This is a genomic window from Stackebrandtia sp. (genome assembly GCF_035643755.1).
Lineage (GTDB): Bacteria > Actinomycetota > Actinomycetes > Mycobacteriales > Micromonosporaceae > Stackebrandtia.
In genome coordinates, this window is sequence record NZ_DASQPW010000214.1 from 1 (window position 1) to 26,448 (window position 26,448).

21 protein-coding genes and 1 pseudogene are annotated in these 26,448 nt (G+C 70.6%); 12 read left to right on the forward strand and 10 right to left on the reverse strand.

Annotation, left to right across the window (positions count from 1 at the left end; genetic code table 11):
- Positions 1-126 precede the first annotated feature (126 nt).
- Positions 127-1,473, forward strand: coding sequence for an NAD(P)/FAD-dependent oxidoreductase (locus tag VE172_RS16445; protein ID WP_349258417.1), 1,347 nt, complete (start codon positions 127-129; stop codon positions 1,471-1,473).
- Positions 1,474-1,491: 18 nt separating this feature from the next.
- Here VE172_RS16445 and nucS read toward each other — a convergent pair.
- Both nucS and VE172_RS16455 read right to left on the reverse strand, forming a co-directional pair.
- Positions 1,492-2,136 (reverse strand): annotated as a pseudogene (nucS, locus tag VE172_RS16450) (endonuclease NucS); the annotation flags it as partial.
- A gap of 44 nt (positions 2,137-2,180) precedes the next feature.
- On the reverse strand, positions 2,181-2,531 hold the full coding sequence (locus VE172_RS16455) for an MmcQ/YjbR family DNA-binding protein (RefSeq protein ID WP_324803020.1): 351 nt from the start codon (positions 2,529-2,531) through the stop codon (positions 2,181-2,183).
- 127 nt (positions 2,532-2,658) lie between these two features.
- Here VE172_RS16455 and VE172_RS16460 point away from each other — a divergent pair, with 127 nt between their 5' ends.
- The 4 genes from VE172_RS16460 to VE172_RS16475 are packed head-to-tail and all read left to right on the forward strand — an operon-like array spanning position 2,659 to position 7,052.
- Entirely contained in the window at positions 2,659-2,937 is a 279-nt protein-coding gene (locus VE172_RS16460) for a hypothetical protein (protein ID WP_324803021.1), read from the forward strand.
- Positions 2,925-3,728, forward strand: a complete 804-nt coding sequence (locus tag VE172_RS16465) for a hypothetical protein (protein WP_324803022.1) — start codon at positions 2,925-2,927, stop codon at positions 3,726-3,728. The genes VE172_RS16460 and VE172_RS16465 overlap by 13 nt, the downstream gene beginning before the upstream one ends.
- Positions 3,728-6,385: an FtsK/SpoIIIE domain-containing protein gene (locus VE172_RS16470; RefSeq protein WP_324803023.1), complete on the forward strand. Its 2,658-nt coding sequence runs from the start codon at positions 3,728-3,730 to the stop codon at positions 6,383-6,385. Before VE172_RS16465 ends, VE172_RS16470 begins: the two co-directional genes overlap by 1 nt.
- Entirely contained in the window at positions 6,375-7,052 is a 678-nt protein-coding gene (locus VE172_RS16475; protein ID WP_324803024.1) for a hypothetical protein, read from the forward strand. Before VE172_RS16470 ends, VE172_RS16475 begins: the two co-directional genes overlap by 11 nt.
- 239 nt (positions 7,053-7,291) lie before the next feature.
- On the opposite strand, the gene VE172_RS16480 is transcribed toward VE172_RS16475, so the two are convergent.
- Positions 7,292-7,933 carry a CG0192-related protein gene (locus VE172_RS16480; protein WP_324803025.1) on the reverse strand — a complete coding sequence of 214 codons (642 nt, stop codon included), beginning with the start codon at positions 7,931-7,933 and terminating at the stop codon, positions 7,292-7,294.
- Positions 7,934-8,051: 118 nt separating this feature from the next.
- Here VE172_RS16480 and VE172_RS16485 point away from each other — a divergent pair, with 118 nt between their 5' ends.
- The gene (locus VE172_RS16485) at positions 8,052-8,537 is read left to right on the forward strand and encodes a hypothetical protein (protein WP_324803026.1); all 486 of its coding nucleotides are present in this window, start codon (positions 8,052-8,054) and stop codon (positions 8,535-8,537) included.
- Between the two features lie 119 nt (positions 8,538-8,656).
- Here the strand turns inward: VE172_RS16485 and VE172_RS16490 are convergent, their stop codons facing one another.
- Positions 8,657-9,700, reverse strand: coding sequence for a 3-hydroxyacyl-CoA dehydrogenase (locus VE172_RS16490; RefSeq protein ID WP_324803027.1), 1,044 nt, complete (start codon positions 9,698-9,700; stop codon positions 8,657-8,659).
- Between the two features lie 80 nt (positions 9,701-9,780).
- On the opposite strand from VE172_RS16490, the gene VE172_RS16495 reads away from it, so the two are divergent.
- The 3 genes from VE172_RS16495 to VE172_RS16505 are packed head-to-tail and all read left to right on the forward strand — an operon-like array spanning position 9,781 to position 12,430.
- Positions 9,781-11,271 carry an aldehyde dehydrogenase family protein gene (locus tag VE172_RS16495; protein ID WP_324803028.1) on the forward strand — a complete coding sequence of 497 codons (1,491 nt, stop codon included), beginning with the start codon at positions 9,781-9,783 and terminating at the stop codon, positions 11,269-11,271.
- Positions 11,272-11,296: 25 nt separating this feature from the next.
- The gene (locus VE172_RS16500; protein WP_324803029.1) at positions 11,297-11,587 is read left to right on the forward strand and encodes a hypothetical protein; all 291 of its coding nucleotides are present in this window, start codon (positions 11,297-11,299) and stop codon (positions 11,585-11,587) included.
- Positions 11,588-11,626: 39 nt separating this feature from the next.
- A complete protein-coding gene (locus VE172_RS16505; RefSeq protein WP_324803030.1) occupies positions 11,627-12,430 on the forward strand; it encodes an alpha/beta hydrolase in 804 nt (267 codons plus the stop codon).
- Here the strand turns inward: VE172_RS16505 and VE172_RS16510 are convergent.
- The 4 genes from VE172_RS16510 to VE172_RS16525 all read right to left on the reverse strand — a co-directional run bounded on the left by VE172_RS16510 (position 12,412) and on the right by VE172_RS16525 (position 18,497).
- The gene (locus tag VE172_RS16510) at positions 12,412-13,701 is read right to left on the reverse strand and encodes a protein kinase domain-containing protein (protein ID WP_324803031.1); all 1,290 of its coding nucleotides are present in this window, start codon (positions 13,699-13,701) and stop codon (positions 12,412-12,414) included. The two genes, VE172_RS16505 and VE172_RS16510, sit on opposite strands and share 19 nt — an antisense overlap.
- Before the next feature lie 90 nt (positions 13,702-13,791).
- Positions 13,792-14,913 carry an AI-2E family transporter gene (locus tag VE172_RS16515; protein WP_324803032.1) on the reverse strand — a complete coding sequence of 374 codons (1,122 nt, stop codon included), beginning with the start codon at positions 14,911-14,913 and terminating at the stop codon, positions 13,792-13,794.
- A gap of 44 nt (positions 14,914-14,957) precedes the next feature.
- Positions 14,958-16,958: a hypothetical protein gene (locus VE172_RS16520; RefSeq protein WP_324803033.1), complete on the reverse strand. Its 2,001-nt coding sequence runs from the start codon at positions 16,956-16,958 to the stop codon at positions 14,958-14,960.
- Positions 16,959-17,258: 300 nt separating this feature from the next.
- Entirely contained in the window at positions 17,259-18,497 is a 1,239-nt protein-coding gene (locus VE172_RS16525; protein WP_324803034.1) for a DivIVA domain-containing protein, read from the reverse strand.
- Between the two features lie 325 nt (positions 18,498-18,822).
- Here VE172_RS16525 and ahcY point away from each other — a divergent pair, with 325 nt between their 5' ends.
- Positions 18,823-20,268, forward strand: a complete 1,446-nt coding sequence (gene ahcY, locus VE172_RS16530) for an adenosylhomocysteinase (protein WP_324803035.1) — start codon at positions 18,823-18,825, stop codon at positions 20,266-20,268.
- Between the two features lie 186 nt (positions 20,269-20,454).
- Here the strand turns inward: ahcY and VE172_RS16535 are convergent, their stop codons facing one another.
- Positions 20,455-21,462 (reverse strand): stage II sporulation protein M, encoded by a 1,008-nt coding sequence (locus VE172_RS16535; protein WP_324803036.1) that lies wholly within the window; start codon positions 21,460-21,462, stop codon positions 20,455-20,457.
- A 166-nt stretch (positions 21,463-21,628) separates the two neighbouring features.
- Here VE172_RS16535 and VE172_RS16540 point away from each other — a divergent pair, with 166 nt between their 5' ends.
- Positions 21,629-24,682, forward strand: a complete 3,054-nt coding sequence (locus tag VE172_RS16540) for an AfsR/SARP family transcriptional regulator (protein WP_324803037.1) — start codon at positions 21,629-21,631, stop codon at positions 24,680-24,682.
- Entirely contained in the window at positions 24,679-25,392 is a 714-nt protein-coding gene (locus VE172_RS16545) for an alpha/beta hydrolase family protein (protein ID WP_324803038.1), read from the forward strand. Before VE172_RS16540 ends, VE172_RS16545 begins: the two co-directional genes overlap by 4 nt.
- Before the next feature lie 3 nt (positions 25,393-25,395).
- Here VE172_RS16545 and VE172_RS16550 read toward each other — a convergent pair.
- Positions 25,396-26,448 (reverse strand): MFS transporter (locus tag VE172_RS16550; protein WP_324803039.1); only part of this gene is annotated, 1,053 nt, incomplete at its 5' end.

Here is a 26,448-nt window from a genome sequence, read left to right on the forward strand (position 1 = left end):
GTGGGCATCGCGTGGGGCATCGTCTACCTGCTCGCCCACCGCCGCGCCGATAACGAAGAGAATCCTGAGACGAGCTGAGACTCTCCTGACAATCGGAGGCCACACCCCCGGCACCCGAGAGATGATGTGGGGGTGAAACGCATACTGATCGTCGGGGCCGGACACGTGGGGTTCTACGTCGCCGAACGCCTGTCGCGCAAACTGCGCGCGGACATTCGGCGCGGGGACGTCGAAGTCATGGTCGTCGATCCACAGCAGCACATGACCTACCAGCCCTTCCTGCCCGAGGCCGCGGCCGGACACATCTCGCCGCGCCACGGCGTCATCCCGCTGCGCCGCGCCCTGACGCGCTGCCGCATCGTCACCGGCAGCGTCACCCGCGTCGACCACGCGCGGCGGACCGTCACGGTCCAGCCCATCGTCGGGCCGTCCAAGCAGATCGAGTACGACCAGATCGTGGTCGCGCCGGGCTCGGTCACCCGCACGCTGCCCATCCCGGGCCTGGCCGAAAACGCCGTGGGCTTCAAGTCCATGGGCGAGGCCATCTTCCTGCGCAACCACATCCTGCAGCGCTTCGACGTCGCCGCGGCCACCACCGACCCCGAGGTCCGGCGCCGCGCCCTGACCTTTGTGGTCATCGGCGGCGGCTTCTCCGGCGTGGAGTCGATGGCGGAGCTGGAGGACATGACCCGCGACGTCATCAAGTACTACGAGGAACTCGACGATTCCGAGCTGCGCTGGGTCATGATCGAGGCCACCCAGCGCATCCTGCCCGAGGTCGGCCCCGTCATGGGCGCCTACGCGGTGGACCGCCTCACCAAGCGCGGCCTGGACATCCGGCTCAACACCATGCTGAAGTCGTGTGTGGACGGGCACGTCGTTATGTCCGACGGGGACGAATTCGACGCCGACACCATCGTGTGGACCGCGGGCGTCAAGCCGCACCCGATGCTGGGCGACACCGACCTTCCCTTGGGCCCCAAGGGACACCTGCGCTGCCGCCCCACCCTCGAGGTCGAGGGCGACGACGGCGTGGTGCTGGGCGCCTGGGGCGCCGGCGACTCCGCGCAGGTGCGCGACCTGTCGGGCTTCAGCGAGTACTGCACCCCCAACGCCCAGCACGCGGTCCGCCAGGCCAAGGTGCTGGCCGACAACATCGTGCAGTCCCGCTTCGGCAAGCCCCCCACGGAATACCGCCACAAGTACGTCGGATCCGTCGCCAGCCTCGGGCTCCACAAGGGAGTCGCGCACGTCTACGGCTTCAAGGGCAAGGGCATCATCGCCTGGTTCATGCACCGCAGCTATCACCTGATGAAGGTGCCCGGTCTGGGCCGCAAGACCCGGGTGGTGGCCGACTGGACGCTGGCGCTGTTCACCAAGCGCGAGACGGTGCAGCTCGGCGAGCTGCACGACCCCCGCAAGCCCTTCGAGGACGTGGCGATCGGGAGGGCGTCCGACGGCGAGGTCGGATAAGAACAACGTCGGCTGCGAGTCGTCGACCGTGCCGCGCAGCGCGTCGTAATCCACGGTGACGCAACGGATCCCGCGGTCCTCCGCCAGCACCCGCGCCTGCGGCTTGATGACCTGCGCGCAGAAGATGCCCTGCACGGGCGCCAGCAGTGGGTCGCGGTTGAGCAGCTCGAGGTAGCGCGTCAGCTGCTCGACCCCGTCGATCTCCCCGCGCCGCTTGATCTCCACGGCGACGCTGAGCCCCTCGGGGTCGCGGCACATCAGGTCCACGGGCCCGATCGCGGTGGGGAACTCCCGGCGCACCAGGCAGTACCCGTCGCCCAGCGGCGTGGGGTCGGCGGCCAGCAGCTCCTGGAGGTGCGCCTCGACCCCGTCCTTCCGCAGCCCGGGATCGACCCCGAGCTCGTGGCTGGAGTCGTGCAGGATCTCCTCGATCGTGATGCGCAGCGTGTCACCCGACTTCTTGTTGGTGACCGTCCACAGTCCCTCGTCCTCGGTGACGGCGCACGGCGGCGTCATCCAGTTCAGCGGCTTGTAGGAGCCGCCGTCGGCGTGCACCAGGATGCTGCCGTCGGCCTTGAGCATCAGCAGGCGCGGCGCCATGGGGAGATGGGCGGTGAGCCGCCCGGAATAGTCCACCGAGCAACGGGCGACGACGAGACGCATGGGCGATACCCTACCGGCGCCCGCGCGCGGGCCCGGAGCGACCGCTAGGCGTCCAGCTCGCGCACCAGCGTCACCGGGGCGACGGTGCGATAGCTCTCCTCGACCCAGTCGCGCAACAGGTCGGCGTCCACCCCGTCGGCGTCCACGGGGACGACCACCCAGCCGCTGCGTCCCAGGCCGTAGCCCGCGGGCTTGGCGCCGTCGATGCTCATGGCGTGGCCGTGGGCCTCGCGCAGCTTGACCGTGAGCGTCGTCGACTCGGGCCCGCCGAGGAAGGCGAAGATCTTCTTGCGCACCTTGACCACCTCGTCGTCCTCCCAGGGAGTGTCGGACCAGGCCTCGGGAAGAGACAGGGCGAACCGCCGGATCTCGGCGTGCGTGGAGTGTGCGCTCATGGCCGCGAGCCTACGGCGATCGGGTGACATTCAGGCGTGAACCAGTGTCGGCAATCCGACAGTTCGGGCGGCCCAGGTGTCGCGCGGCGGACGCTTTTCGGTCCCGCCATCCGCAAGAATGAAAATCGTGTCCAATATCAGCGTCGAGGAACTCAAGGCCGCCATCACCGCCGCCATGCAGCAGGTGAAGGACGGACAGGCCGCGATCTCCGGCGCGACCGAACGGCTCGAGGCGGCGCAGCAGGCGCTCGGCGCGATCCTGAAGGGTAGCGCCCACGCCTCGGTCACCGGCGCCCAGGCCGCCCTGGCCCAGGCCACCCAGGAGCTCGAGCAGGCGATGGCGGCGACCCAGGCCGCCAACGAACAGGCCGAGGCCTACGCGGCGACACTGTTATGTCCGATATAGAGACACTGGGGGCCACCGTCCGCGGGATCGCCGCCGAGCTGCCGGTGCCCAATGTCGAACTCGCCACCGACAAGCTCAACGAGGCCCACGCCGGGCTGACCGCGGCGATGCGCGAATCGATCGAGCCCGCCGGCGTGCCGCGGCTGTCGCAGGCGCGGGAACACGTCGACGCCGCGTTGCGGAAACTTCGCTCCGCCCGCAGTCAGCTGGACGACTATCTGGAGTCCATCGGCGTGTCTACAGTTAAAAAAGTAGATGAATCGCCATCTGTGAATACATCCGAACCGGCGGTGGTGGCGCCGGGAAGCACCGATTGGTGGCGGCAGCGGGTCAACGCGATATCGGAAGGCGATGCCCGGACCGAACCCGGCGAGGTGACGGTGACGAAGCTGTTCTCTGAACTGGTGGACGCCGCGCGGCGCGGCGACCGCGACGCGTATCGCGACCGGCTGCTGGTGGCCGGGGCTTCCGGCGGCTCCCGCCTTCCCGGGCTGTCGTGGCCGATGATCCGTGGGCTGGCCTCCGACATCCTCGGGCATTCTCCCACCACAAGGGACGACGACCGGCTGCGCGGCATCGTCCGCGCGGACCTGGCCAAGGTGCTGCCGAAGATCCCGGCGGACGTGGCGCTGGCCCAGTTGCACGGCGCCTGCAGCCTGCCCCACGAGCACCGCGACGCCGAGGGCAAGCGCACCGACGCCAAGCCCCACCCCGTCGACGCGGCCGCGGCCGGGCCGGTGGTGGTGGCGTCGCTGTTGCGCGAACGCGAGAAGACCCGGAAGGACAGCTGATGGCCGGATGGCGTACCCGCCTGTCCGCGCAGGTGGCGCGGGACCTGTCACTCGCCCGGGGCGCGGCCCGGGTGCTGTCCCAGCGCGCCGCCCAGCGCGCGGGCGAGGCCAAGCACAACGCGACCGCCGCGATGGACACCGCCCGCGACCGCCAGGCGCGGCTGACGGCCACCCACCGCAAGGTCGTCTCGGACATCACCGACCGGGCCGAGTCCGACATCGACTCGGCGGTGTCGGAGCTGTTGCGGCTCACCGAGACCCTGTCCTACGGGGCCGCCGGCGCCGACTGGCGACAGTGGACCATTGAGACCTTCGACCGGCGCCGCCCCGCCCCGCTGCTGCGGGTGGGCGGCCTGACCATCGGCTCGGGCGGCGACGACACCCGCCCACCGGCCCTGATGCCCCTGCTCGACCACGCCCACCTGCGCATCGCCACGGCGGCCGAGGCCGCGCTGCCCGGCATCCTGTTGCGCTGCCTGGGATGCACTGATCCGGGCGCGGTACGGCTCACCGTCTACGACCCCGAGCGGCTGGGCGGCAGCCTGGCAGGCTTCGCGCCCCTGGCCCCGGCCGGCCTGCTGAACTTCGTCGGCCCCCACGGCCTGTCGGACATGCTGGACGACCACGTCGAGCACGTCCGCCGCATCAACGCCACCGTCCTGGCCGGCGACCACGCCAGCCTGCGCGAGCTCGCCCAGGCCACCGGCCGCCGCCCCGAACCCTGGCGCGTCCTGGTGCTGCTGGGCGCCGAGCCCGCCGAGTGGACCAAGGACCAGCGCGCCCAGCTGTCGCGCATCCGCCGCACCGGAGTGGCCTGCGGCGTCCACCTGATCGTCATCGGCGACGACGCCGACGACTCCACCCACACCGAAACCTTGAGCGCCAAGCACTCCAGCCTCACCGGCGAGGCGGCGCTGCGGCTCGACCCCGCGCCGCCCGCGCCCCTGGTGAGCGGCACCTGCCGCCTGATCGCCGAGCGCCACTCCGCCGGCCCGCAGCCCACCCGGCTGTCCGACCTGCTGCCGCGCGAGACCTGGACGGCCAGCTCCGCCGCGGAGCTGTCCGTCCCGATCGGAGAGGGCGCCGACGGCCGGCTCGCCGACCTGGTGCTCGGCGACAACCCGCCGCACGCCCTGATCGGCGGGCCCTCGGGTTCGGGCAAGACCAACCTGCTGTACGCCTGGATCGGCGCGCTGGCCTCGAAATACCACCCCGACGAGCTCGCACTGTACCTTTTGGACTTCAAGGAGGGCGTGTCCTTCGCGCGCTTCGCCAGCGGCAAGCGCGACCCCAGCTGGCTGCCGCACGTCCGCCTGGTGGGCGTCAACATCAACGACGACCGCGAGTTCGGCCTCGCCCTGCTGCGCTACCTGCGCGACGAGCTGCGGCGCCGCGCCGAGGCCGCCAAGCGCCACGAGGCCACCAAGCTGGAGGAGCTGCGCGCCGTCGACCCGCAGGGCCGCTGGCCGCGCATCATGGCCGTCATCGACGAGTTCCAGGTGCTTTTGGACGGACGCGACGGCGTCGCCGCCGAGGCGGTCGCGCTGCTGGAGGACCTGGCCCGCCGCGGCCGCTCCCAGGGCATCCACCTCGTGCTGGCCAGCCAGGACGTCGCGGGCATCGAGGCGCTGTGGGGCCGCCCCTCGCTGATCGCCCAGTTCACGCTGCGCATCGCGCTTCCCAAGGCGCGCAGGCTCCTGGCCGACACCAACGCCCTCGCCGAGGAGATCCCGCGCTACCACGCCGTGGTGAACTCCGACTCCGGCGTCACCCAGGCCAACCGCGTGGTGCGGCTGCCCAACGCCAGCGACCGGCGCGTCTGGGATCCCTTGCAGGACAAGCTGTGGCGCGAACGCCCGGCCGACAACGACTCGCCGCTGCTCTTCGACGGCGACCACGTGCCGGTGCTGCCCGAGCCGCCCGTCGCCTCCACCGCCGACGCCGCGCCCGTGGCGGTGCTGGGCCAGGCCATCGACGTGGCCTCGCGCTCCGCCAGCCTGCGCCTGTCGCGCACCCCCGGGCGCAACCTCGCCATTGTCGGCACCCGCATCGTCGAGGCCTGCGACGTGATGGCCAGCGCCGCGCTGTCGGTGGCACGCCACCACGACGCCCGGGTGACGATCTGCTGCCTCGACCCGGACGCCGCCGCCCGCGCCTACCGGCTGGCCGGTGCCCTGGACGCCACCGGCGCCATCGTGGACTGGCGCGACAAGCTGGACGACGTGGTGGCCGAGTGGACCGAGCATCCCACCGACCGCCCCCACCTGGTGATGCTGTACGCGGTGGACGCCGCGGGCGCATCCTTCAGCGCGGCGGGCCGGGAACGCCTGCGCGCCATGCTGCTGGGCGGCCCGGAGCGGCGCGTGCACACGATCGGCTGGTGGCGCTCGGTGCCGCGGTTGCGCGAGGACCTGGGCGGCTTCGCGGCCCGCTTCGACGCCATCGACGCCTGGGTGGCACTCGACGTCCAGGGTCCGGAACTGGCGCCGCTGTCGCCCCAGCCCGGCGGCCCGCCCTGGTACCCCCGGCTGCGCCGCGGGCTGTTCTTCGACCGCGCCGTCCACCGTCAACCGGAGGTGTTGATTCCCTACGACACTGACGCCGTATTGCCCACAGTCGACAACATGCTGGCGGGGAGCCCGGCCGATGAGCACTGAGTCCCCTATGGACGTCTATCGCGCCGCGTGCGCCCGCTATACCAGCGCCGTGGTGGATGCCAGCAACCGCCGCGACTCCGCCGCCGCCCGCTACCGCGCCGAGGTCAACGAGGTCCGCGACGGCGCCCAGCAGGCCGTGGCCGGCCGCGACCAGGCCGCCCGCGAGGCCGACGCCGCCAAGAAGCTCGTCGCCGAGACAGACGACGCCAGCGCCGACATCTGGCGCCGTCTCACCGCCTACATCGGCACCAAACACACCGGCATGACCCCGCCGCCCGACTCCTCCGAACCGCTGGAGTCCGCCGCCGAGGTCCGCTCCCTGTTGGCGCGCACCAAGCGCACCATCGCCCTGGTGCAGCGCGGCGAGCTCCCCTTCGCCCCGCCCAAGCGCGCCCTGCCGGTCGCCGCGATCGTCGGCGCGATCGTCGGCGCCGCCGCCGCGATCGGCGCGGGTCTGCTGTTGGGCGGCGGCAGCGCCAACGTCCAGGCGATGCGCCAGGCCGCGGCCCTCGTGGTGGTGTTCGTCGGCGTCTTCGCCGGCATACCGATCGTGACGGGATGGCTGGCGGTGCGCCACCGCATCCGCGCCCGCCCCGTCCACATCGGAGCATGCATCGGCGGCGCGCTGGTGGCGATCTTCGTGCTGGCGCCCTTCACCTTCGCCTAGGTCGTTGATGCGGAGTCGGTGCGTCTGGCGGTGGCGCAGCCGTCGTTTCGCGAGGGCTTGCGTTTGATGGGCGGCGCGGTGTGCTCATTCGGGCTGTCGCCTCCCAAGGAACGTGGTGACCGCAAACAGGCGGTGTTCCCGGTCCACCGGCCGCCACCCGCATGTTCGGTACCGGCCCTGTCCTCAGGCTTTGAGGTGCCCCGTCGAAGGGCGGGGGATCGTCCTGTTGGGGGAGAACCTCATTGAGGGTGGTGGCGTACCGTCGCGGACGCCAATGGCCACGGCGTCGATGGGCCGGACCAACTGCCGGTCAGCACGACACCGTCCAGTTCGGAACCGACGTCAAGGCGGCGTACGACCGCCAGCTCAACGGCATCCGTCACGATCACTGTCGGATCACCCCCGGTAACGTGCTGGATCGCCCCCACATCAGGCACCGCCGTTTTCGAGCCCGCGCTGCTGGCGATGCTCATACTGAGCTCGCGAGGGTCGAGCCGCCCATCGACCTCGATGAACTGCTCGGCCTGGCCGGTGTTTCCCAGAATCGCGCTCGCCAAAGCCGCGACGTACACCGGATCGCCGACTCCGTCGTAGATCCAGCGCTCACCCAGCACCGAATGGTCAGCCGTGCCCAACAGCCACTCATCGCCGCCGTCCAGTGGTGCCTCCCGGTAGGTGAGCGGCACCTGGTGCACCGGCCCATCGCCGACCCGAACCAGCATCGTCTCGATCCCCACCGCTCCGTCCGGGTCATCGAAACGGAAGGTGTTCACCCGCGAAACCTCACCCGCCGTACCTGTGTACCAGTCACGTCCGGGCAGCCAGTCGGCCAGCAGTTCAAGCTTGGTGGGGCGCAGAGTTGCCTTATGGATCAATGCCATGCGCCGAGGATACTGCCGCGGTAACCGGGTTCGAAACATGTCGGTTCGACAATCGAACGTTCGTCAACTGCCGATATCTTGGTCCGCACACCTTGCCGGTCACCATGAAAGTGGTCCCATGTTGATTCCCACCCTCGAGCAACTGACGGCTGAACACGAAGCGTTCGCCTATCGCCAGCGCTTCGCCGTCTACGCACGGCTCTACGGACCGGCGGCGATCGCGTTCCTCGCGGTGTCACTGCTGCCGCTGTACGAAGACGGCGAACACATCCACACCGTCGCGTTGTCCCTGCATGTGCCGAACATAGCGTTGATGTTGACATTCACGACGATGATCGTCGTCCTTCTCATCGGGACGTTTCGTCCGTTCGCGTCATTCGTCGGTGGAGCGATCGCCGTGGCCGCATTGGTGCTCATGCTGGTGCTGCCGATGCAGCTGGGGGACCTCGAAAGTCTCGCCGACACGGGAGTGATCGCCCAAGCCATAGCCTTGGTGATACTGGTGACCGGTGTCATCCATCAAATCCATCGACTGGTCGACCGTCCCGAAGCTGCCGAGGATTCATCATCGCCAGGGGCGCGGCCGAACTCATCGAGTTCCTGACCGACGTGTTCGACGGCACCGAAAACCCCGCGGCGCCACCGTCACCACCGAGGTCTCACCGTTTTACGGTGGCTTCGACGATCTCGGGCCAGTGTGGACACGGGGTTCCCCGGCGGGCCCTAGCGGCGCAGCAGGCCGAAGATCCCGTCCGGGTAGCCGCAGCCCAGCTTCATGGCCGTGTCGATGTCGGCCTGTGACGCGTAACCCGAGTCGGCCATCTCCTGGGCCTCGCCCACGTGGGGCGGGATCAGCTCGGCGACCAGCGCCGCGCGGCGCGCCTCGTCCAGCTCGACCGTGGGGATCTCGGCGGAGTGGTCGTAGAAACCCGCGCCCGACTTGCGGCCCAGCTTCCCGTCCGCCACCAGCCGCCGCAGGATCGGCGCCGCCTCGTGGCGGGGGGACTCGCCGCCGCGCTTGAAGATGCAGTCCAGCACCTCGACGCACGTGTCGAGCCCGACGACGTCCATCAGCATCAACGGCCCCATGGGGAGCCCCGTGGTCCTGATCGCCGCGTCGATCTCCTGGCTGGTGGCCTCGCCCGCGCCGACCAGCTTCGCGGCCTGGTTCAGGTAGCCCAGCAACAGGCGGTTGGCCACGAAGCCGGGGCGGTCGTCGACGGTCACCGGGGTCTTGCCCAGCCGCGTCGCCAGCTGCTGCACCGCCGCCACCACCGCGGCGTCGGTGTGGACGGTGCGGATCACCTCGACCAGCTTCATGACGGGGGCGGGGTTGAAGAAGTGCATGCCCAGCACCGCCGCCGGCCGCTTGGTGCCCTCGGCGATCTCGGTGATCGGCAGGGAGGAGGTGTTGGTGGCCAGGACCGCGTCGGGCTTGCACGCCTCGTCGAGGCGCGCGAACAGCGGCGTCTTCAGCTCCATGCGCTCGGGAACCGCCTCGACCACGACGTCGGCGTCGCCCAGGGCCGCGAAGTCGGTGGTGAAGGTGAATCGGGCCAGGATGTCCTCGCGAGTGGCCTCGTCGATGCGGCCCTTGGCGACCTGGCGGCCCAGCGACTTGGCCACGTGCTGGCGGCCGCGCTCCAGAGCGGCGTCGTCGACCTCGAGTCCGAGCACGTTCAGACCGGCACGGGCGAAGACCTCCGCGATTCCCGCGCCCATGATGCCCAGCCCGACGACCCCGACGGTGTTGATCTCAACAGTCATGACCGCGAGTGTGCCATGCCGCCCGATTTGGTTACCCGTGAGTATTGTTCGGGGTTCCATTTCTCTCTAAGGTAAGTGGCATGAACACCGCGACCGCACCCACGATCGACGAGGGCTTCCTGGTCTCCACCCACCCGGGCACCGGCGCCGAGGTCGGGCGCCACGCCGTGGCCGACGAGCGGGCGGTGAACACCGCGGTCGCCGAGGCACGGGAGCTGCAGAAGTGGTGGGCGAACCTGGGGTTCGCGGGGCGGCGCAGGCTGTTGTTGGCCTGCCGGGCGGAGATGGCGCGGCGGGTCAGGGAGCTGGTCGCGGTGATCCGCGCCGAGACGGGCAAGAGCGTGTCGGACGCCTTCACCGAGATCGCCACCAGCTTCGAGCACCTGAAGTGGGCGCCGAAGCACGCCAGGCGGGTGCTGGGGCCGCGCAGGGTTCCCACGCCGCTGGACCTCATGGACCACGCCTCGTACCTGGAGTACCGCCCGTACGGGGTGGTCGCGGTGATCGGGCCGTGGAACTATCCGCTGCACACGCCGATGGGCTCGATCATCTACGCCCTGGCCGCGGGCAACACGGTGGTGTTCAAGCCCAGCGAGTACACCCCGTCGGTCGGGCAGTGGATCGCCGACGTCATCGCCGACGTGGTGGGGCGCCCGATCGTCACGGTGGTACACGGTCTCGGCGACGTCGGCGGCATGCTGTGTTCGGCCGATGTGGACAAGATCGCCTTCACGGGCTCGGTCGCCACCGCCAAGAAGGTCGCCAAGGCGGCCGCCGAGCGGCTCACCCCCGTGCTCATCGAGGGCGGGGGCAAGGACGCCGCGATCGTCGACGCCGACGCCAACCTCGACACCGCCGCCGACTACGTGGTCTGGGCCGCCTTCACCAACGCGGGCCAGTCGTGCACCGGCATCGAGCGGGCGTACGTGGTGGAGTCGGTCGCCGAGGAGTTCATCAAGCGGGTGGTCGCGGGCGCGGCCGCCATCAGGGTCGGCGACGGCGACGACGCCCACATCGGACCGATCACCATGCCCCGCCAGGTCGACGTGATCGCCCGCCACATCCAGGCCGCGGTGGACGGCGGCGCCGAGGTGGCGCTCGGCGGCCCCGAGGCCGTTCGTCCCCCCTATGTGGACCCAACGATCCTGGTGGACGTCCCCGAGGACAACCCCGCCGTCACCGAGGAGACCTTCGGCCCCGTCCTCGTCATCAACCGCGTCCGTGACGCCGACGAGGCCCTGCGCCGCACCAACGCCCTCGGCTACGGGCTGGGCGGCGCCGTCTTCGCCAGGCGCTCGGCGGTGCGGCTGGCCCGCGGCATGTTGTCGGGCATGACGTCCATCAACTCCGGCTTCGCCTTCGCCGCGGTGCCCTCGCTGCCCTTCGGCGGCGTCGGCGACTCGGGCTACGGCCGCGCCCACGGCGCCGACGGCCTGCGCGAGTTCGCCTTCGCCAAGGCCATCGCCAAGCGCCGCCTGCCCCAGGTGATCCCGCTGATGTCGATGAAGCGCAAGGACGTCCACAATCGCATCATCGAGAAGATCGTCACCCTGGGAGTCCGCAAGCGCTGAACCGACGCGCGGTTAATCTGTGCGTATGAGTCCCCGCCGCCATCGCCGTGCGCCCGAGCCGGGCCCGGTCGGTGGGCACGCGCGCGGCGGCATCCAGAGCATTGAGGACGGTTGGTACGTGCGCGGCATCCCCGGCGGCCACTCCGACAAGGCGTACCGCTGCCCCGGGTGCGACCAGGAGATCCCGCCCGGCGTCGCGCACATCGTGGCCTGGCCCGTGGACGGCGCCGCCGACGAACGCCGTCACTGGCACTCCCCGTGCTGGCGGGCCCGCGGCCGCCGCTCGCCCACCGTCCGCCGCCCGCGCCGAGGATAAGGGCCACGTCACACCGGGGCGCTTGAGACACTGGCGGGCGTGACGAAACTGCGCGCCAACTCGATCCTGCCCGCCCGCCGCGAGCCGCTCACCCTGGACACCGCGGACGGACAGCACCTGGTCGCGGAGCTGGCCCTGCCCGAACACCACCCGCCCAGGGCCACCCTGATCTGCGTGCACCCGCTGCCCACCCACGGGGGCATGATGGACAGTCACATCTACCGCAAGGCCGCGTGGCGGCTGCCCGCGCTGGCCGACATCGCGGTGCTGCGGTTCAACACCCGCGGCACCTCCAGCGTCCAGGGCACCAGCACGGGGGCCTTCGACAACGCCGAGGGCGAGCGCTACGACCTGGCGGCCGCCATCGAGTACGCCGAGTTCAACGACCTGCCCAACGTGTGGCTGGTGGGATGGTCCTTCGGGTCCGACCTGGTGCTCAAGTACGGGCGGGACCCGTTGGTGGCGGGGGCGATCCTGCTGTCGCCGCCGCTGCGATACTCCACTGAGGATGACCTGGCGGCCTGGGCCGCGGACGGGCGCCCGCTGGTGGCCCTGGTGCCCGAGTTCGACGACTACGTGCGGCCCGAGGAGGCGCGGCGCCGCTTCGCCGCGGTACCGCGGGCCGAGGTGGTGGGGGTGGAGCGCGGCAAGCACCTGTGGGTCGGCCACGCCGAGCTGGTGCTGGACGCGATCGTCCGACGGCTCAATCCGTCGGCCTCGCCGCTTCCGTCCGAATGGGACGGTCCCATGGAGTTCGGCGACACCAGCGCCTACGCCGACCGCACCGTCGCCGCCTTCGGCGACAAGGAGGTACCCGGACCGCCTCAGTCGCAATCCAGGTAGTCGCGGATGCCGTGGGGCAGCGACTTGTCGCAGTCGGGAAGCACCTTCCAGGCGCCGTCCTCCTTGTGCAGCGCGATCCGCTTCGTGACGGTGTCGGCGCTGTCGCGCTTGTGCGCGGGCACCTGGGCCACCACCCCGACGTAGCTGGACTCGGTGCAGCGCTTGGCGGTGATGCTGACCTGGCCGTAGCGGTCCTTCACCGCCGAGGCGATCGCGGCGTCGCTGGGGCACGGCGGTGCCGGGTCGGCGTGCGTGACGGCGAAGGTGGCCAGGCCCGCCGCGGCGGCGACCAGGAAGGTGGACGCGGTCGCCATCGCCACCTTGAACGAGCGGGTCAAACGCATGCGGCGCTTGCGTTTCTGCTTGGACGGCAGCGCGACGTCGGCGCCGCCGGGCAGCGGGGTGGGCCGCGGGCCCGAACGCGGCACCAGGTCGACGCAGGCGACCTTGGGGCGGGCGCCCGCCGCCAGCGGGCGGGATATGTCCACACTGGCCAGTCGGTCACGCAGGTCGGCGGCGCTGGGCCGCCGCTTGGGGTCGGAGTTCATCGCCATGCCGAGCACGTCGGTCAGCGCGATGGAGACGCCCGGAATGTCGGGCACGGGCGCGGCCCGCAGCAGGGGATCGGTGACGTCCTGGCCCTGCGATGCCAGCCACGGCAGGGTTCCGCCGAGCGCCGCGTACAGCAGCGTCGCGAGATTGTGGACGTCGGCCGACGGGCTGGCGTACAGCGTCCCCGCCTTGGCGGGCTCCAGGTGCTCCGGCGCCGAGTAGGCGGTGGCGGGCAGGCTGTGGGCCAGAACCGGTGCGGTGGCGTCGAACCCGGCGATCATCAGCTTGCGGCCGGGCCCCGACAGGATGGTGGCCGGCTGCAGCGCGCCGTGAATCAGGCCCGCGGTGTGGATCGTGGCGAGGGTGTCCGCCAGGGCCACGCCCAGCGCCCGCACCTGCCCGGCCGGCAACGGCCCGGTCTCGCGCAGGTCGTCGGCCAGGGTCGTGCGGGTGGCCTGCACCGCGACGTACGGGCACGCCTTCTCGGTGAGCCCGACGGCCGCGACCGCCGCGATGTGCGGGTGCGCCGACAGATGAGTGAGCCGCGATCCCCAGTCCAGAAAGACCTCCCGGGCGGCGCCGTCCACCCGTTGATGGGCGAGGGTCACCACGACGGGGGTTCGGCTGTCTCCAAGGGTTCCGGTGTAGACACTGGCTGCGGAGTCTCGATGCAGTAAACGAGCCAGATGAACCGCTCCGGCGGTAGATACCGCGGGCATATTCACCTCCACTCTCGTGTTGCCTGGCCCCAACGGGAACCCTAATGTACGTGGGGCCCGGCGTGCCACAGTTGGGTGTGACAACTTCGGTCAGGCAGCGTCCTGGCGCGGAATGTAAACCTCGCGAACAATGAGTTGGATCGCCGCCACCGTCGGTACCGCCAACAGTGCCCCGACGACCCCCAAAAGCGCCGCGCCGACCAGGATCCCGAGGATCGCGGCCAGGTCGGTGACCTTCACCGAGCGGCGCATGATGGTCGGGTAGATGACCCAGTTCTCCAACTGCTGGTAGAGAATGAAGAAGATCGCCGCGGCGAGCCCGACCCAGACGCCCTGCGTGAGCCCGACGAGCGTCACCACCACGGCGCCCAGGGTGGCGCCGATCTGCGGGATCAGGTCCAAAATGGCCACCACGAACGCCAGGGCGATGGCGAACGGAATCCCCGCGATGATCATGAACACAAAGGACGACACGCCCGCGGTGGCGGCGATGCCCAGCGCCCCAACGGTATACGCGCCGACCTTGGCGAGGATCTCGTCGCCCAGCTTGGACGCCCGCTCGCGGCGCGAGGCGGGCAGCAGCTTGTAGAACCCGTCCTTCATGCGGTTGAACGACACCAGGAAGTAGATCGTCAACAGCGCGATCATGAAGCCGTCCACCACGGTGCCGATCGCGACGCCCAGAATGGACGCCACCCCGCCGGCGGTGTTGATCACCGTCTTGGTGTCGATGCCCTTGGCTGCCGCCTTCAGCTGATCGAGCAGGTCGAACTTCTTGTCCAGGTTGATCAGCCATTTCTGGTGGCTGAGGTTCGTGACGTAGTCGGGAAGCTCCTTGATGAACTGGGCGCCCTGCGTGATGGCCGGCGGCACCAGCGCGAAGAAGCCCCCGCACAGCACCAGCACCGCCGCCAGGCACACCATCGACACGGCCACGCCGCGCGGCACTCCCCACCTCTGGATGCGCACCACGAGCGGATTCAGCCCGATGGCCAGGAACGCCGCCACCGCGATGATGATCAGCCACGACAGCGTGACCTGGACGCTGAGGTACAGCAGGTACGCCAGCAGCAGCCCGAGCCCCAGGAAGAAACCATTGTGGAACCACGAGCGGGTGAACGGCGCGCCGGCGTGGCCATAGCGCGGCTCCGCGTCCGGCGCCTCGGGCGCGGACGCGGGCTCGGCGGGCTGCTTCTTCCGACGGAACTTCATGGGCGGTCGCTCCCTAGCACGCTACGGACACGACCGCGTCTGGATCAGGCCGTGCGTGATCCAGTCTGCACCGCATTGGACTCCGATGGGGAGTCGGACCCGCCGGGGGGCTGGTTATTGCGGCCCCGATTTCCGTTGTTGCGGTTTCCTCGGTTCTTCTTCTTGCCGTTGCCATTGCCGCCGTGGCCGCGGTTGTTGCGCTGCTCGGGGCGAATGTCCTGGTTGGAGGATGACTCCTGCGCGTCGTGCGCGTCGATCTCGGCGTCCACATCGGCCGTGGCGATCTCGACGGTCGGGTCGTCCACCGGCGGCTTGCCCTGCTTGGCCTCGGAAACCAGCTTCTTGGCCTGCGCCCGCGCCGTGCCGAGAATCGCCTCGGCGTCGCGGCGGGCGGTCTGGGCGGCCGAACGCGCGCCGTCCTCGGCGCGCTTGCGGACGTTGGAGGCGCGCTTCTCGGCGTCGGCGACCAGCTGCTCGGCGGCGGTCTTGGCCTCCGACTCGATCTGGGTAGCCCTCGCCTCGGCCTCGGCGACCCGCTTGGCGGACTTCTCCTCGGTGGAGGCGGTCAGCGCGGCGATCCGCTTCTCGGCCTCCTCGGTGACGTTGTTGGCGTACGCCTCGGCCTTGTTCGCCTGGTCGCGGGCCTCGGTGTCGGCGCGGGTGGTGAGCTCCTCGGCGCGGGCGGTCGAATCGGCGGTGAGCTTGTCGGCGGCCGCCTTGGCCTCGGAGGTGAGGCGCTCGGCGGTGGCCCGCGACTCGGTGGACAGCTTCTCGGCCGCGGCCCGGGCCTCCGACGTCACCCGCTCGGCGTTCGACTTGGCCTCGGAGGTGAGCTTGTCGGCGGCCGCCTTGGCCTCGGTGAGCACCCGCTCGGCCTCGGCGTTGGCGGCGGCGGTGAGCTCGGCGGACTTCTGCCGGGAGTCGCGCTCCAGCCGCTCGGCCTCGGCCGTGGCGGTCGACACCAGCTCCTTGGCCTTCGCCTCGGCCTCGGCCGTCATCGTCGAGGTCCGCTGCTCGGTCTCGGCGACCCGCTTGTCGTACACCACGGACGCCTCGGACAGCTTGCGCTCGGCCTCCTCGGTCTTGGCGGCGGCCGCGGCCCGCTGCTGCTCGGTCTGGCTCTCGGCCTCCGAACGCAGCCGGGTGGCCTCGGCCTCGGCCTCGGCGCGCACCGTCAGCGCGACCGCCTCGGTCTCCTTCTGGAACTTGTCGGCGGTCTGCTGGGCCTCGGTGCGAATCCGCTCCGAGGCGGTCTTGGCGTCGGAGCGCAGCTTCTCGGCCTCGGCGTTGGCCTTGGCCATGGTCTCGGCGGCCTGGGTGGCGGCCGACTGGCGCACCTGCTCGGCCTCCAGCTCCGACTCCTGCTTGTTGGCCTGGGCCTCGGCCCGCAGCCGGTCCACCTGGGCGGCCAGCTTGTTGGCCTGCTCCTCGGCGGCCTTGCGGATCTGGTCGGCGGACTGCTCGGCCTCGGCCTGGATGCGCGCGGCCTTCTCGGTGGCCTCGTTGACCAGCTTCTGGGCCTGCTGGGCGCGCTTGTTCATCTCGGCGTCGACGATGTGGCGCCGATCGGCTTCGGCTTTTTCGGCGGCGGCGCGGCGGGAGGCCAGGGCGGTCTCGAAGTCGTGGCGGGCCTTCTCGGTCTCGGCCTTCACCTGGGCGCGCATCTTCTCGACGGCTTCGCGCTCGGTGGCCACGTCCTCGATGGCCTTGTGCTTGATGGCCTCGGCCTCTTCCTCGGCCAGGGTGAGGATGTGCTCCACCCGGGCGCCGAGGTGTTTGAAGGTGACCTTCTCACCCACGGCGGCGCGGCGCCGCACCTCCTGCACCTGGGCCTGGAGCTGCTGCACCTGCATGACCAGCCGGTCGACCTGGGCCAGCGCCTCCGCCTTCTCGGCGGCCAGCGAGGCCAGCTCGGTATCCATACTGGATAGATATTTGTCGACCTGCTTCTTGTCGTAACCGCGCAAGGCCTGCTCGAACCCGCGGTCCGTGCTGCCTGACTCGCCCAGGCTGCCGAAGAAGTCTGCGCCACCGCCATGCGACATAAGCCCCATCCTCACACGCGAAACCGCCCGTCACAGCCGATATGACGGGACAGCTCACGATCGTTAGTTCGCCGTCCGTATGACCGGACGGGAGCCAACCGCCCGGTTGCCCTACCTCCAGGGTGAGAGCACCTGCCGCTTAGACGGTAGCTCGAACCTATCGGTTTCGCGGCACCCACCCCGAAAAACATCGGGTTCGACTCCGTCACGGAGATGTGTCCAATGGGGATCACTCCCCGGTGATGCGGACGGGAACAAGACGGCGGCGGGCGGTAATCACCACCCGCCGCCGCGACGTAGTTAGGAGGCCGAAACGGCGTCGGAGTCCTTCTTCTTGGACCCCTTGTCTTCCTTGCTCTCCTCGGCGAGGCCACCCAGGCCGATGCCCTGCAGGTTCGACATCATGTTGCGCAAAGTGGACTGGACGCTGTCGCGCTCGCGCGTCAGCTTCTCGACCTCCTTGCGGGCCTTGGTCGTGGTCTCCTCGGCCTCGGCCTTGGCGTCCGCGACCATGCGGGTCGCCTCGGACTTGGCGTCGGCGACGGCCTTGTCCGCGGCGGACTTGGCCTTCTCGGTGGTGTCCTTGGCGTACTTGTCGGACTCCAGGCGGCGGGACTCGGCCGCGGCGTCGATCTCGCGGGCCCGCTCCTCGGCGGTGCGGGCGCGGGTCTCGGCCTCGGTGACCAGCTTCTGGGTCGCGGCGATCGCCTCGGCGTGACGCTCCGACTCCTCGCGCTCGGCCTTCTCGCGGCGCTCGGCGATCTCCAGGTCCAGGGCCTGGAGCTCCTTGTCCCGCTTCTCCTTGGCGTCGGCGAACAGCTTCGCCGCCTCGGCGCGCTTCTCCTCGGCGTCCTTGGCGGCCTTGGCGCGCAGCTGCGTGATCTCGCGGTCGGCGGTGGCCCGCAGGCTCGCGACCTCGCGCTCCACACTGGCCTTCAGCTCGGCGACCTCGTGGCCGGTGGAGGTGCGCAGTTGCTTGGTCTCGCGCTCGGCGTCGGCGCGCAGCGTCTCGGCCTCGCGGCGGGCCTGCACCCGCAGCTCGGCGGCCTCGCGCTCGGAGGCGGTGCGGGTGTTGCTGGCCTCGCGCTCGGCGGCCTGCTTGAAGCCGTTGGCCTCCTCGCGAGCGGCGTCGGTGATCTCGCGGGCTTCCAGCCGCGCGGAGGACAGGATGCCCTCGGTTTCGCGCTTCGCCTCGGCGCGGTGCTCGTTGGCCTGTTCCTCGGCGAGCCGGAGGATCTGCTCGACGCGGGTGCCCAGCCCCGACAGGGTGGGGCGGCTGTTCTCTTCCAGCTGCTGGGCCTGCTCGGCCAGCCGCTGTTCGAGTCCGGTGACCCGCTGCTCGGCCTGGCGCAGTCGACGCTGCGCGTCGGTCATGCGTGCCTCGGCCTCGCCGCGGGAGTTCTCGGTCTGCGACAGCGCCGCGTTCACCCGCTGGACGAAGTCGTCCACCTGGGAGCGGTCATAGCCGCGCAGCACATTGGCGAATTCGGGTTGAGTCGTTGACTTGTCGAAGAAGGAATTGGAGGGCTGCTGGGACATTGGCCTATCGTCGCAGATTCCCCTGGGGTGGGCGCAACCCCGGTAGCCGTTTTCCCTCGAAAATTTCGAGAAAATCACCCCGCGACGCGTCCGATGCGGAAAGATATGCGCCATTTGTCGGACTTGAGGTCCCTCGTAACGACTTGCGGGGACTTTGGTTATGGCCAAGAACTGTCGGGAAGACGACAAAGGTCTTGCGCGCCATGGCAAGTCATGTCAGGGAAAATCCGGCACCCGCGGCCGATCGCGCATCGACGAGGTGGCGCGGCCCATCCGCACCGGCCGCCGTGCTCACCCGCCGGGGTCGAGCACTAGCATGCTGGGCATGACGATGACCCTCAAGCCCGATGACTACGCCGTCGCCGACCTGGGCCTCGCCGAGTTCGGCCGCAAGGAGATCCGGCTCGCCGAACACGAGATGCCCGGCCTGATGGCGGTGCGCCGCGAGTTCGCCGAGACCCAGCCGCTGGCCGGCGCCCGCATCACCGGCTCGCTGCACATGACCGTGCAGACGGCGGTGCTGATCGAGACCCTCGCGGCCCTCGGCGCGCGGGTGCGCTGGGCGAGCTGCAACATCTTCTCCACACAGGACCACGCCGCCGCGGCCATCGTGGTCGGGGAGGGCACGCCCGAGGACCCGCGAGGCATCCCGGTGTTCGCCTGGAAGGGCGAGACCCTCGAGGAGTACTGGGACTGCACCGACAAGGCCCTGGACTGGGGCGACGAGGAACCCAACATGATCCTCGACGACGGCGGCGACGCCACGCTGCTGGTCCACAAGGGCGTCGAGTTCGAGAAGGCCGGCGCCGTGCCGGACTCCTCCACCGCCGACACCGAGGAATTCGCCATCGTCCTGAAGCTGCTGGCGCGCTGCGCCGCCGAGGACGACCAGAAGTTCCGCCGGATGGCCGCCGAGCTCCGCGGCGTCACCGAGGAGACCACCACCGGCGTGCACCGCCTGTACGAGATGGCGAAGGCGGGCAGCTTGCTGTTCCCGGCCATCAACGTCAACGACTCGGTGACCAAGTCCAAGTTCGACAACAAGTACGGCTGCCGCCACTCGCTGATCGACGGCATCAACCGCGCCACCGACGTCCTGATCGGCGGCAAGGTCGCGGTCGTGTGCGGCTACGGCGACGTCGGCAAGGGCTGCGCCGAATCCCTGCGCGGCCAGGGCGCCCGGGTGATCGTCACCGAGATCGACCCGATCTGCGCGCTGCAGGCGGCGATGGACGGCTACCAGGTCGCCACCATGGACGACGTGGTCGGCATCGCCGACATCTTCGTCACCGCCACCGGCAGCAAGGACGTCATCTCCGCCGAGCAGATGTCGCGCATGAAGCACCAGGCGATCGTCGGCAACATCGGCCACTTCGACAACGAGATCGACATGGCCGGACTGGCCAAACTGGACGGAATCGTCAAGACCGAGATCAAGCCTCAGGTCCACGAGTGGAGGTTCGCCGACGGCCACACCGTCATCGTGCTGTCGGAGGGGCGGCTGCTCAACCTGGGCAACGCCACCGGGCACCCGTCCTTCGTGATGAGCAACAGCTTCGCCAACCAGGTGCTGGCCCAGATCGAGCTGTTCGGCTCCACCGACCAGTACCCGCTGGGCGTGTACACGCTGCCCAAGAAGCTGGACGAGAAGGTGGCCCGGCTTCACCTGGATGCCTTGGGCGTCAAGCTGACCCGGCTCACCCCGGAGCAGGCGGAGTACCTGGGCATCGACGCCGACGGCCCCTACAAGGCGGAGTACTACCGGTACTGATCGTCTTGTCCCGCGACGAGACGGGCGGTGAACCCACACTCGGGTTCACCGCCCTTTTTCGCGACCACGCCGCATGGTGACGCGCCGTCCGCAAGGGAGGAGAGAGGAAACAGCGGGGGCCCGCCGGGGAGGCCGGGGCGCCAACCTCCCCATCCGACGTGGGTCGGCACAAGCTACCCGCGACTGTCAAACCCGGGTGGGGTTCACGGTGGCGGTGGCCTCGCGCAGATCCGCGTCCAGGTCACCGGTGTAGCCCTCGGCGGTGGCGGCGCGGCCCCGCATCACCACGTAGGTGACGAAGGCGCCCAGCGCCAAAACTCCAATGGGGACGGCGACGACCGTTGGCAGATTCGGGGTCACGAAACCCTCGATGCATCCGGCCACCGCCAGCACCAGCACCAGACCCAGCGCCACCACGACGCCGGCGCGCCCGGCCTCGGCCAGCGACTGACCGCGCGAGCGCCCCGGCTTCGGGGAAATCCACGACCAGCCGATCCGCAGGCCGACGGCGAACGACAGCAGGAAGGCCGACAGCTCGAGGAGGCCGTGCGGGGCGATGAGCCCGAAGAAGATGTCGGCGCGTCCGTTGCCGATCATGATGCCGCCCATCACGCCGGTGTTGAGCGCGTTCTGCCAGAACACCCACAGGGTCGGGACGATGAGCGCGCCGCCGACCAGCGCCATGCCCGCCAGCTGCGCGTTGTTCGTCCAGACCTCCAGCGCGAAGTTCTGGTTCTGGTATTGCGAGTAGTACTGCTCGAATCCCGTGTTGACCAGGGCGTTGATCTGGTCCTGCGGCATGATCGTCGTCTGCACCGACGGGTTCGACGCCACATAAGAGATCAGTATCGCGTTGATGAGGACGAAGACCGCGCTGGACGCCGCCCACCAGCCACCCGCCTTGTAACAGGCCGCCGGGAACATGTGGGTGAAGAAGCGCACGACGGTGCGCCAGCCCATCGCCCGGGTGCCGGTGATGGCGCTGCGCGCCTGCAACACCAGCCGCGACAACCGCGCCACCAGCAGCGGGTCGGGCATCCTGCTGCGCACCATTGACAGGTGGGTGGAGGCGCGTTGATACAGCATGAGCAGCTCGTCGATCTCGCCGCCGGAGTGTCGGCGCCCGGCGCGCGACAACTGGTCGAGCCGTCTCCATTCGCCGTCGTGCTCGGCGATATACGCGTCCAGGTCCACGCGCCGAGCTTATTGCACGCGAGCCAACGGCGGAAAAGGCACGGATTCGCCGGGCGCGTTTTGGTGTGATGTGGCGCCGATGCCGGGTTCTTCCCGATACCTTCCGTCAGTCTCCCGGGTAGTTTCTTTGCCAATACGGCGTTACGACCCCCCCAGGAGAGCCCCCATGCTGGTGCGTTTGCTGGGGCCGGTGCGCGTCGCCACGGGCGAATCGTGGGTGAAGGCCGGTCCCCCCAAGCAAAGCTGCGTGTTGGCCGCGCTCGTGCTGGCGCGGGGGCGGCCCCTGACGAACGAGGTCCTGATCCACCGGGTGTGGGGCGACCGGGCTCCAGCCTCGGCGCGCGGGGTGGTCTACAAACACGTCGCCCGGTTGCGGGATCTGTTGGGGCCGGCGGCGAACCTGTCGCGCGGCGGCCCCGACGGATACGTGCTCCAGGTCGCCGACGACCAGGTGGACGTGTTTCGGGCCCGGGGGCTGACGGACCGGGCGCGCGCCGCCGCCGATCGCGGCGATCATGGTGCGGCCGTTGAGCTGTGGCGCGAGGCGGGCGGGCTGTGGAACGGGCCCGCGCTGTCGGGTGTGGACGGTCCGTGGGCGCGGCGGGTGCGCCAGGGGCTGGACGGCGAGCACGTCGAGGCACTGGTGGGCCGCTTCGACGCCGAGCTGGCGCTGGGCCGCCACGTCGAGGTGGGCGCGGAGCTCGACGAGGCCGTCACCCGTCACCCCCTGGAGGAGAACCTGGTCGCCCAGCTGATGCTGGCGCTGTACCGCGCCGACCGGCCCGCCGACGCGCTGGGGCGCTACGGCGAGCTGCGCGAGCGGGTGCGCGAGGCGCTGGGCAACGAACCGACGCCGCGGCTCACCCGGCTGCACCGGCAGATCCTGCGCCAGGACCCCGAACTGGCCGCGCCGTCGCCGGCCCGGGCGCCCGCCGCGAACGTCCCCGCGCAGCTGCCGGCGGACGTGGCGACCTTCACCGGGCGCGCCGACCTGGTGGACCAACTGGTGCGCGGCGCCCGGCCGGGGGCGGCGAGCGCGGCGGTGACCGCGATGGACGGCATGGCCGGCGTCGGCAAGACCGCGCTGGCGATCCACGCCGCCACCCGGCTGCGCGGCGAGTTCCCCGACGGGCAGCTCTTCCTTGACCTGCATGGGTTCTCGCCGGACGTCCCGCCGCTGCCTCCCGGAGAGGCCCTGGATCGCCTGCTGCGCGGCCTCGGATACACCGGTGCGTCCATTCCCGACAATGTGGACGAGCGCGCGGCGCTGTTCCGCAGCGCCATCGCGGACAAGCGCGTGCTGATCGTGCTGGACAACGCCGCCGACGAGGACCAGGTGTGCCCGCTCCTGCCCGCCGCCGCCGAGAGCCGGCTGCTGATCACCAGCCGTCGCCGCCTGGTCGGGTTGGACGACGCGCGGCTGGTGTCGCTGGACGTGTTGACGCTCGGCGAGGCCATCGACCTGTTCGACCGGGTCGCCGGGCGGGAATCGGCGGGCGATTTGGCGGCGGTGGCCGACGTGGTGGAGCTGTGCGGACGGTTGCCGCTGGCGGTGCGGATGGCGGCGGCCAGGCTGAAGAGCCGCCGACACTGGACGGTCGAGCGGCTGCGCGATCGGCTCGCCGACCTCACCCGCACGCTGTCCGAGCTGGAGCTGGGCAGCCGCGGCGTGGGCGCGGCGTTCGAGGTGTCGCTGCGGGAGGTGCCCGCGCCGCAGCGCGACGTCCTGCTTCGGCTCGGCCTGGTCCCGGGCCCCGACTTCGACGCCGCGGCGGTCGCCGCGCTCACCGGAATGTCGCGTGTGGACGCCGAGGACGTCCTGGAACGGCTCGCCGACACTCACATCGTGGAGCCCGCCGCCGCGGACCGCTACCGCTTCCACGACCTGCTGCGGCTGTTCGTGCGGCAACGCGCCCGCGACGACCTGTCGGGTGCGCGGATCGAGGCGGCGACGACCCGCCTGTACTCCTATTACCTGCACTCGGCGCACCACGCCGCGGAATTCGAGCCGCTGCATCGGGTGCGCCGGGTGCTGCCCGCCTCGGCGGCGGGCGTCGAGCCCTTCCGCCCCGGCGACGCCGACGCCGCCGACGGCTGGTTCGAATCCGAAATGGACAACCTCGCCGCGGCGGTGACCGCCGCCGACCCCTCGCGCGACGCCACCGTCCACCTGCTGGCCGACGCCATGCACGGGCGCCTGTTGCGGCGCGCCGAATTCGACGCGATGGACCAGATCGGACGGTCGGGTCTGGACGCGGCCCTGCGGCTCGGCGACCCGCAGGCCGAGGCGGCCATGCGGGTGATGCTGGGCCACCTGGCGGAATCGCGCGGCGAGGTGACCGCCGCGGTCGGCGAGTTCGCCACCGCGCTGCGGCTGTTGGGCGACGGCGACGAACTGGGCCGCGTTCCCTTCGTCCTGGGCACCATCGGCGGCACCCTGATCAGGGCGGGCCGACTGGGCGAGGCCGCCGAATACACCCGCCTGGCCCTGGAGCGCCATCGGCGCGACGGCGACCCCACCGACGTCGCCTCCAGCCTCAACGGCCTCGGCCTGATCTGCCTCGACAATGGACGGCTGGACGAGGCGATCGGGTGCTTCGACGAGGCGGCGCGGATCTACGTCGCCGAACTGGGCCACCCCACCGAAACCATCCTGTGTAACCTCGCCCTGGCCCACGCCGCGGCGGGAAACCTCGACCGCGCCCTCGAATGCGCCACCCGGGGCCTCAAGCTGTCCCGCGGGCGCGACAACGTCCACTCCGACATGTCCATCATCGACACCAAGGCGCGGGTCCACATCGCCCGCGGCGAACCCGAGGCCGCCCTGGAGCTCGCCGAACGCGCCGTCGCCCTGGCGCGCGGCGTGGGATCCCCGATCCCGCTGGCCTACTGCACCGCCACCCTGGCCAGCGTCCCCCGCACCGACCCCCACCGCACCATCGACCTCGCCGAGCGGGCCCTGTCGGCGGCGCTCGCGCACGGACTGCACACCATCGAGGTCGACATGCTCACGGTCCTGGCCGCCGCGCACCACCGCGCGGGCCACCTCGCCCAGGCCCGCCGCCAAGCCGAACGCGCGGCGAACCTGGCCCGCGCCCGCGAACTGGCGGTGCTGGAGACGAAGGCCCGCGGCGTCCTGAACGAGTTGCACGCCGCGACCACCGAACACGCGGCAAGGAGTGGGGATGGCCCGCCGGGCGGCGCTACGGTGGCGCGATGACCGTCCAGCCCCCAACCCTCGCGCCCTTCGTACTCGACGTGGACGAGCGCGCCCCCGAGACCACCGACCACTGTGACTACTACCTTCCCGACACCCAGGCCCCGTCGGCGGCGATCGTCTTCGTCCACGGCATGCCCTTCTCGCGGGACTTTGGCAGCCCACGGCTCTGGCCGCTGTACCGCGGCTACGGGTCGCTCGCCGCGCAACGCGGCTGGGTCGGCGCCGTCATCGAACACTCCCTTGGCGAACTCGACGACGCGTCCTCGGCGGCCAGGCTGAGCGCCGCGATCGCCGAGATCCGCGCCCACCCCCGCGTCGACGGCGACCGCCTGGCGCTGTGGCACTTCTCTGGCGGCGCACCCATGGTCGCCCCCTACCTCACCCACCCTCCACAATGGCTACGCTGCGTCGCCCTGACCTACCCCAAGCTCTGCGACTTCATCAAACCCCTGGAACCCACCTTCCGCCCCATCTCCGCGATCTCGCCCGCCTCCCCGCCCGTCGTCCTGACCACCGTGGGCCGCGAGCGTCCCGAACTCGCCAAGGCGATCCCCGAATTCCGCCTTGCCGCCGAGACGGCGGGCGCCGACCTCACGGTCATCGACGTCCCCGACGGCCACCACGGCTTCGACGCCATGGGCCACACCGACCAATCCCGCGCCGCCGTCGTCGCGGCGATGGACGCGGTCTCGCAATTCCTCGCCCGTTGACGGTCACCGCGGCGAGGCAGCGTCGTCCTTTCGCGACAGGATGAAAGCGGTGGCCACCATGACCACGGCGGCCACCGCCAGCGCCCCGCGATCGCCCAGCCACACCGCCAGGGCACCGCCCGCGGCGATGAACAGCGGCTGCGCCACGGTCGTGGCCAGCGCCCACAGCGTCGCCACGCGCGCCAGAAGCCGGTCGGGCGTGCGCAGCTGGCGGTAGCCGACCATGATGGAGTTCGCCAGCGACGCGAAGAACAGCGTGCCGCCGAAACCGATGCCGCACATGACAAGCCCAGCAACACCAGGCGAGGCGAACACGATGAGCAGGTTCCACGGCCCGCGCAGCACACTGGCCCACCACAACGCGCGGACGGTGCCCATGCGGCGGGCCGCCCGCGTGGCCAGGCGGGACCCGACGAGGCCGCCGATCGACGGCACCCCCATGAGCAGCCCGTACTGCCACGCGCTGAAGTGCAGGTCCCGCAGGTAGAACAGCGTGTTCAACGGGGCGGTCATGCCGACGCAGCCCGCGAACGCCATCCAGCTCAACAGGAGTCGGCGCAGCGTCGGCCGCGAGGCCACGTACCGCAGGCCCTCGACGAGTTCGGCGTGCCGCGAGGTGCCGGCGCGCGTGGCGGGTGCGGGTTCGGCGGCACGGATCCGCCACACCGCCGCCGCACTGGCCAGATAGGACACCGCGTCGAGCAGGATCGTGCCCACCGCCGACAGCGCCGCGATCAGCGCGCCGCCCGCCGCGGGACCCAGCGTCACGCTGGCCCAGGTGGTGGACTGCAGGCGGCCGTTGGCGTCCACCACGTGCTCGCGGGACACCAGATTTACCAGGTTGGCCTGGGACGCGGCGTTGAAGGCCAGCTGGCCGAGCGAGTACACCGCCGCGACCAGGCACAGCTGGGCGAAACTCAGCAAGCCGAACGCGGCGGCGACGGGAATGCTTGCCCCGGCGGCGAACCGCGCCAGGTCGGCGGCGATCATCACGGGCCGCTTCGGGCGGAACTCCACGTAGGAGCCCAGCGGCAGGGAGGCGAGGACCGTCACCAC

Bases quoted from the DNA above. Each gene is read 5' to 3' on its own strand.
- VE172_RS16500 (WP_324803029.1), top strand. From the start codon at position 11,297: ATGAGTCCCCGCCGCCATCGCCGTGCGCCCGAGCCGGGCCCGGTCGGT.
- VE172_RS16495 (WP_324803028.1), top strand. From the start codon at position 9,781: ATGAACACCGCGACCGCACCCACGATCGACGAGGGCTTCCTGGTCTCC.
- VE172_RS16540 (WP_324803037.1), top strand. From the start codon at position 21,629: ATGCTGGTGCGTTTGCTGGGGCCGGTGCGCGTCGCCACGGGCGAATCG.
- VE172_RS16470 (WP_324803023.1), top strand. From the start codon at position 3,728: ATGGCCGGATGGCGTACCCGCCTGTCCGCGCAGGTGGCGCGGGACCTG.
- ahcY (WP_324803035.1), top strand. From the start codon at position 18,823: ATGACGATGACCCTCAAGCCCGATGACTACGCCGTCGCCGACCTGGGC.
- VE172_RS16475 (WP_324803024.1), top strand. From the start codon at position 6,375: ATGAGCACTGAGTCCCCTATGGACGTCTATCGCGCCGCGTGCGCCCGC.
- VE172_RS16480 (WP_324803025.1), bottom strand. From the start codon at position 7,933: ATGGCATTGATCCATAAGGCAACTCTGCGCCCCACCAAGCTTGAACTG.
- VE172_RS16455 (WP_324803020.1), bottom strand. From the start codon at position 2,531: ATGAGCGCACACTCCACGCACGCCGAGATCCGGCGGTTCGCCCTGTCT.
- VE172_RS16515 (WP_324803032.1), bottom strand. From the start codon at position 14,913: ATGAAGTTCCGTCGGAAGAAGCAGCCCGCCGAGCCCGCGTCCGCGCCC.
- VE172_RS16520 (WP_324803033.1), bottom strand. From the start codon at position 16,958: ATGTCGCATGGCGGTGGCGCAGACTTCTTCGGCAGCCTGGGCGAGTCA.
- VE172_RS16485 (WP_324803026.1), top strand. From the start codon at position 8,052: ATGTTGATTCCCACCCTCGAGCAACTGACGGCTGAACACGAAGCGTTC.
- VE172_RS16525 (WP_324803034.1), bottom strand. From the start codon at position 18,497: ATGTCCCAGCAGCCCTCCAATTCCTTCTTCGACAAGTCAACGACTCAA.
- VE172_RS16465 (WP_324803022.1), top strand. From the start codon at position 2,925: ATGTCCGATATAGAGACACTGGGGGCCACCGTCCGCGGGATCGCCGCC.
- VE172_RS16490 (WP_324803027.1), bottom strand. From the start codon at position 9,700: ATGACTGTTGAGATCAACACCGTCGGGGTCGTCGGGCTGGGCATCATG.
- VE172_RS16510 (WP_324803031.1), bottom strand. From the start codon at position 13,701: ATGCCCGCGGTATCTACCGCCGGAGCGGTTCATCTGGCTCGTTTACTG.
- VE172_RS16545 (WP_324803038.1), top strand. From the start codon at position 24,679: ATGACCGTCCAGCCCCCAACCCTCGCGCCCTTCGTACTCGACGTGGAC.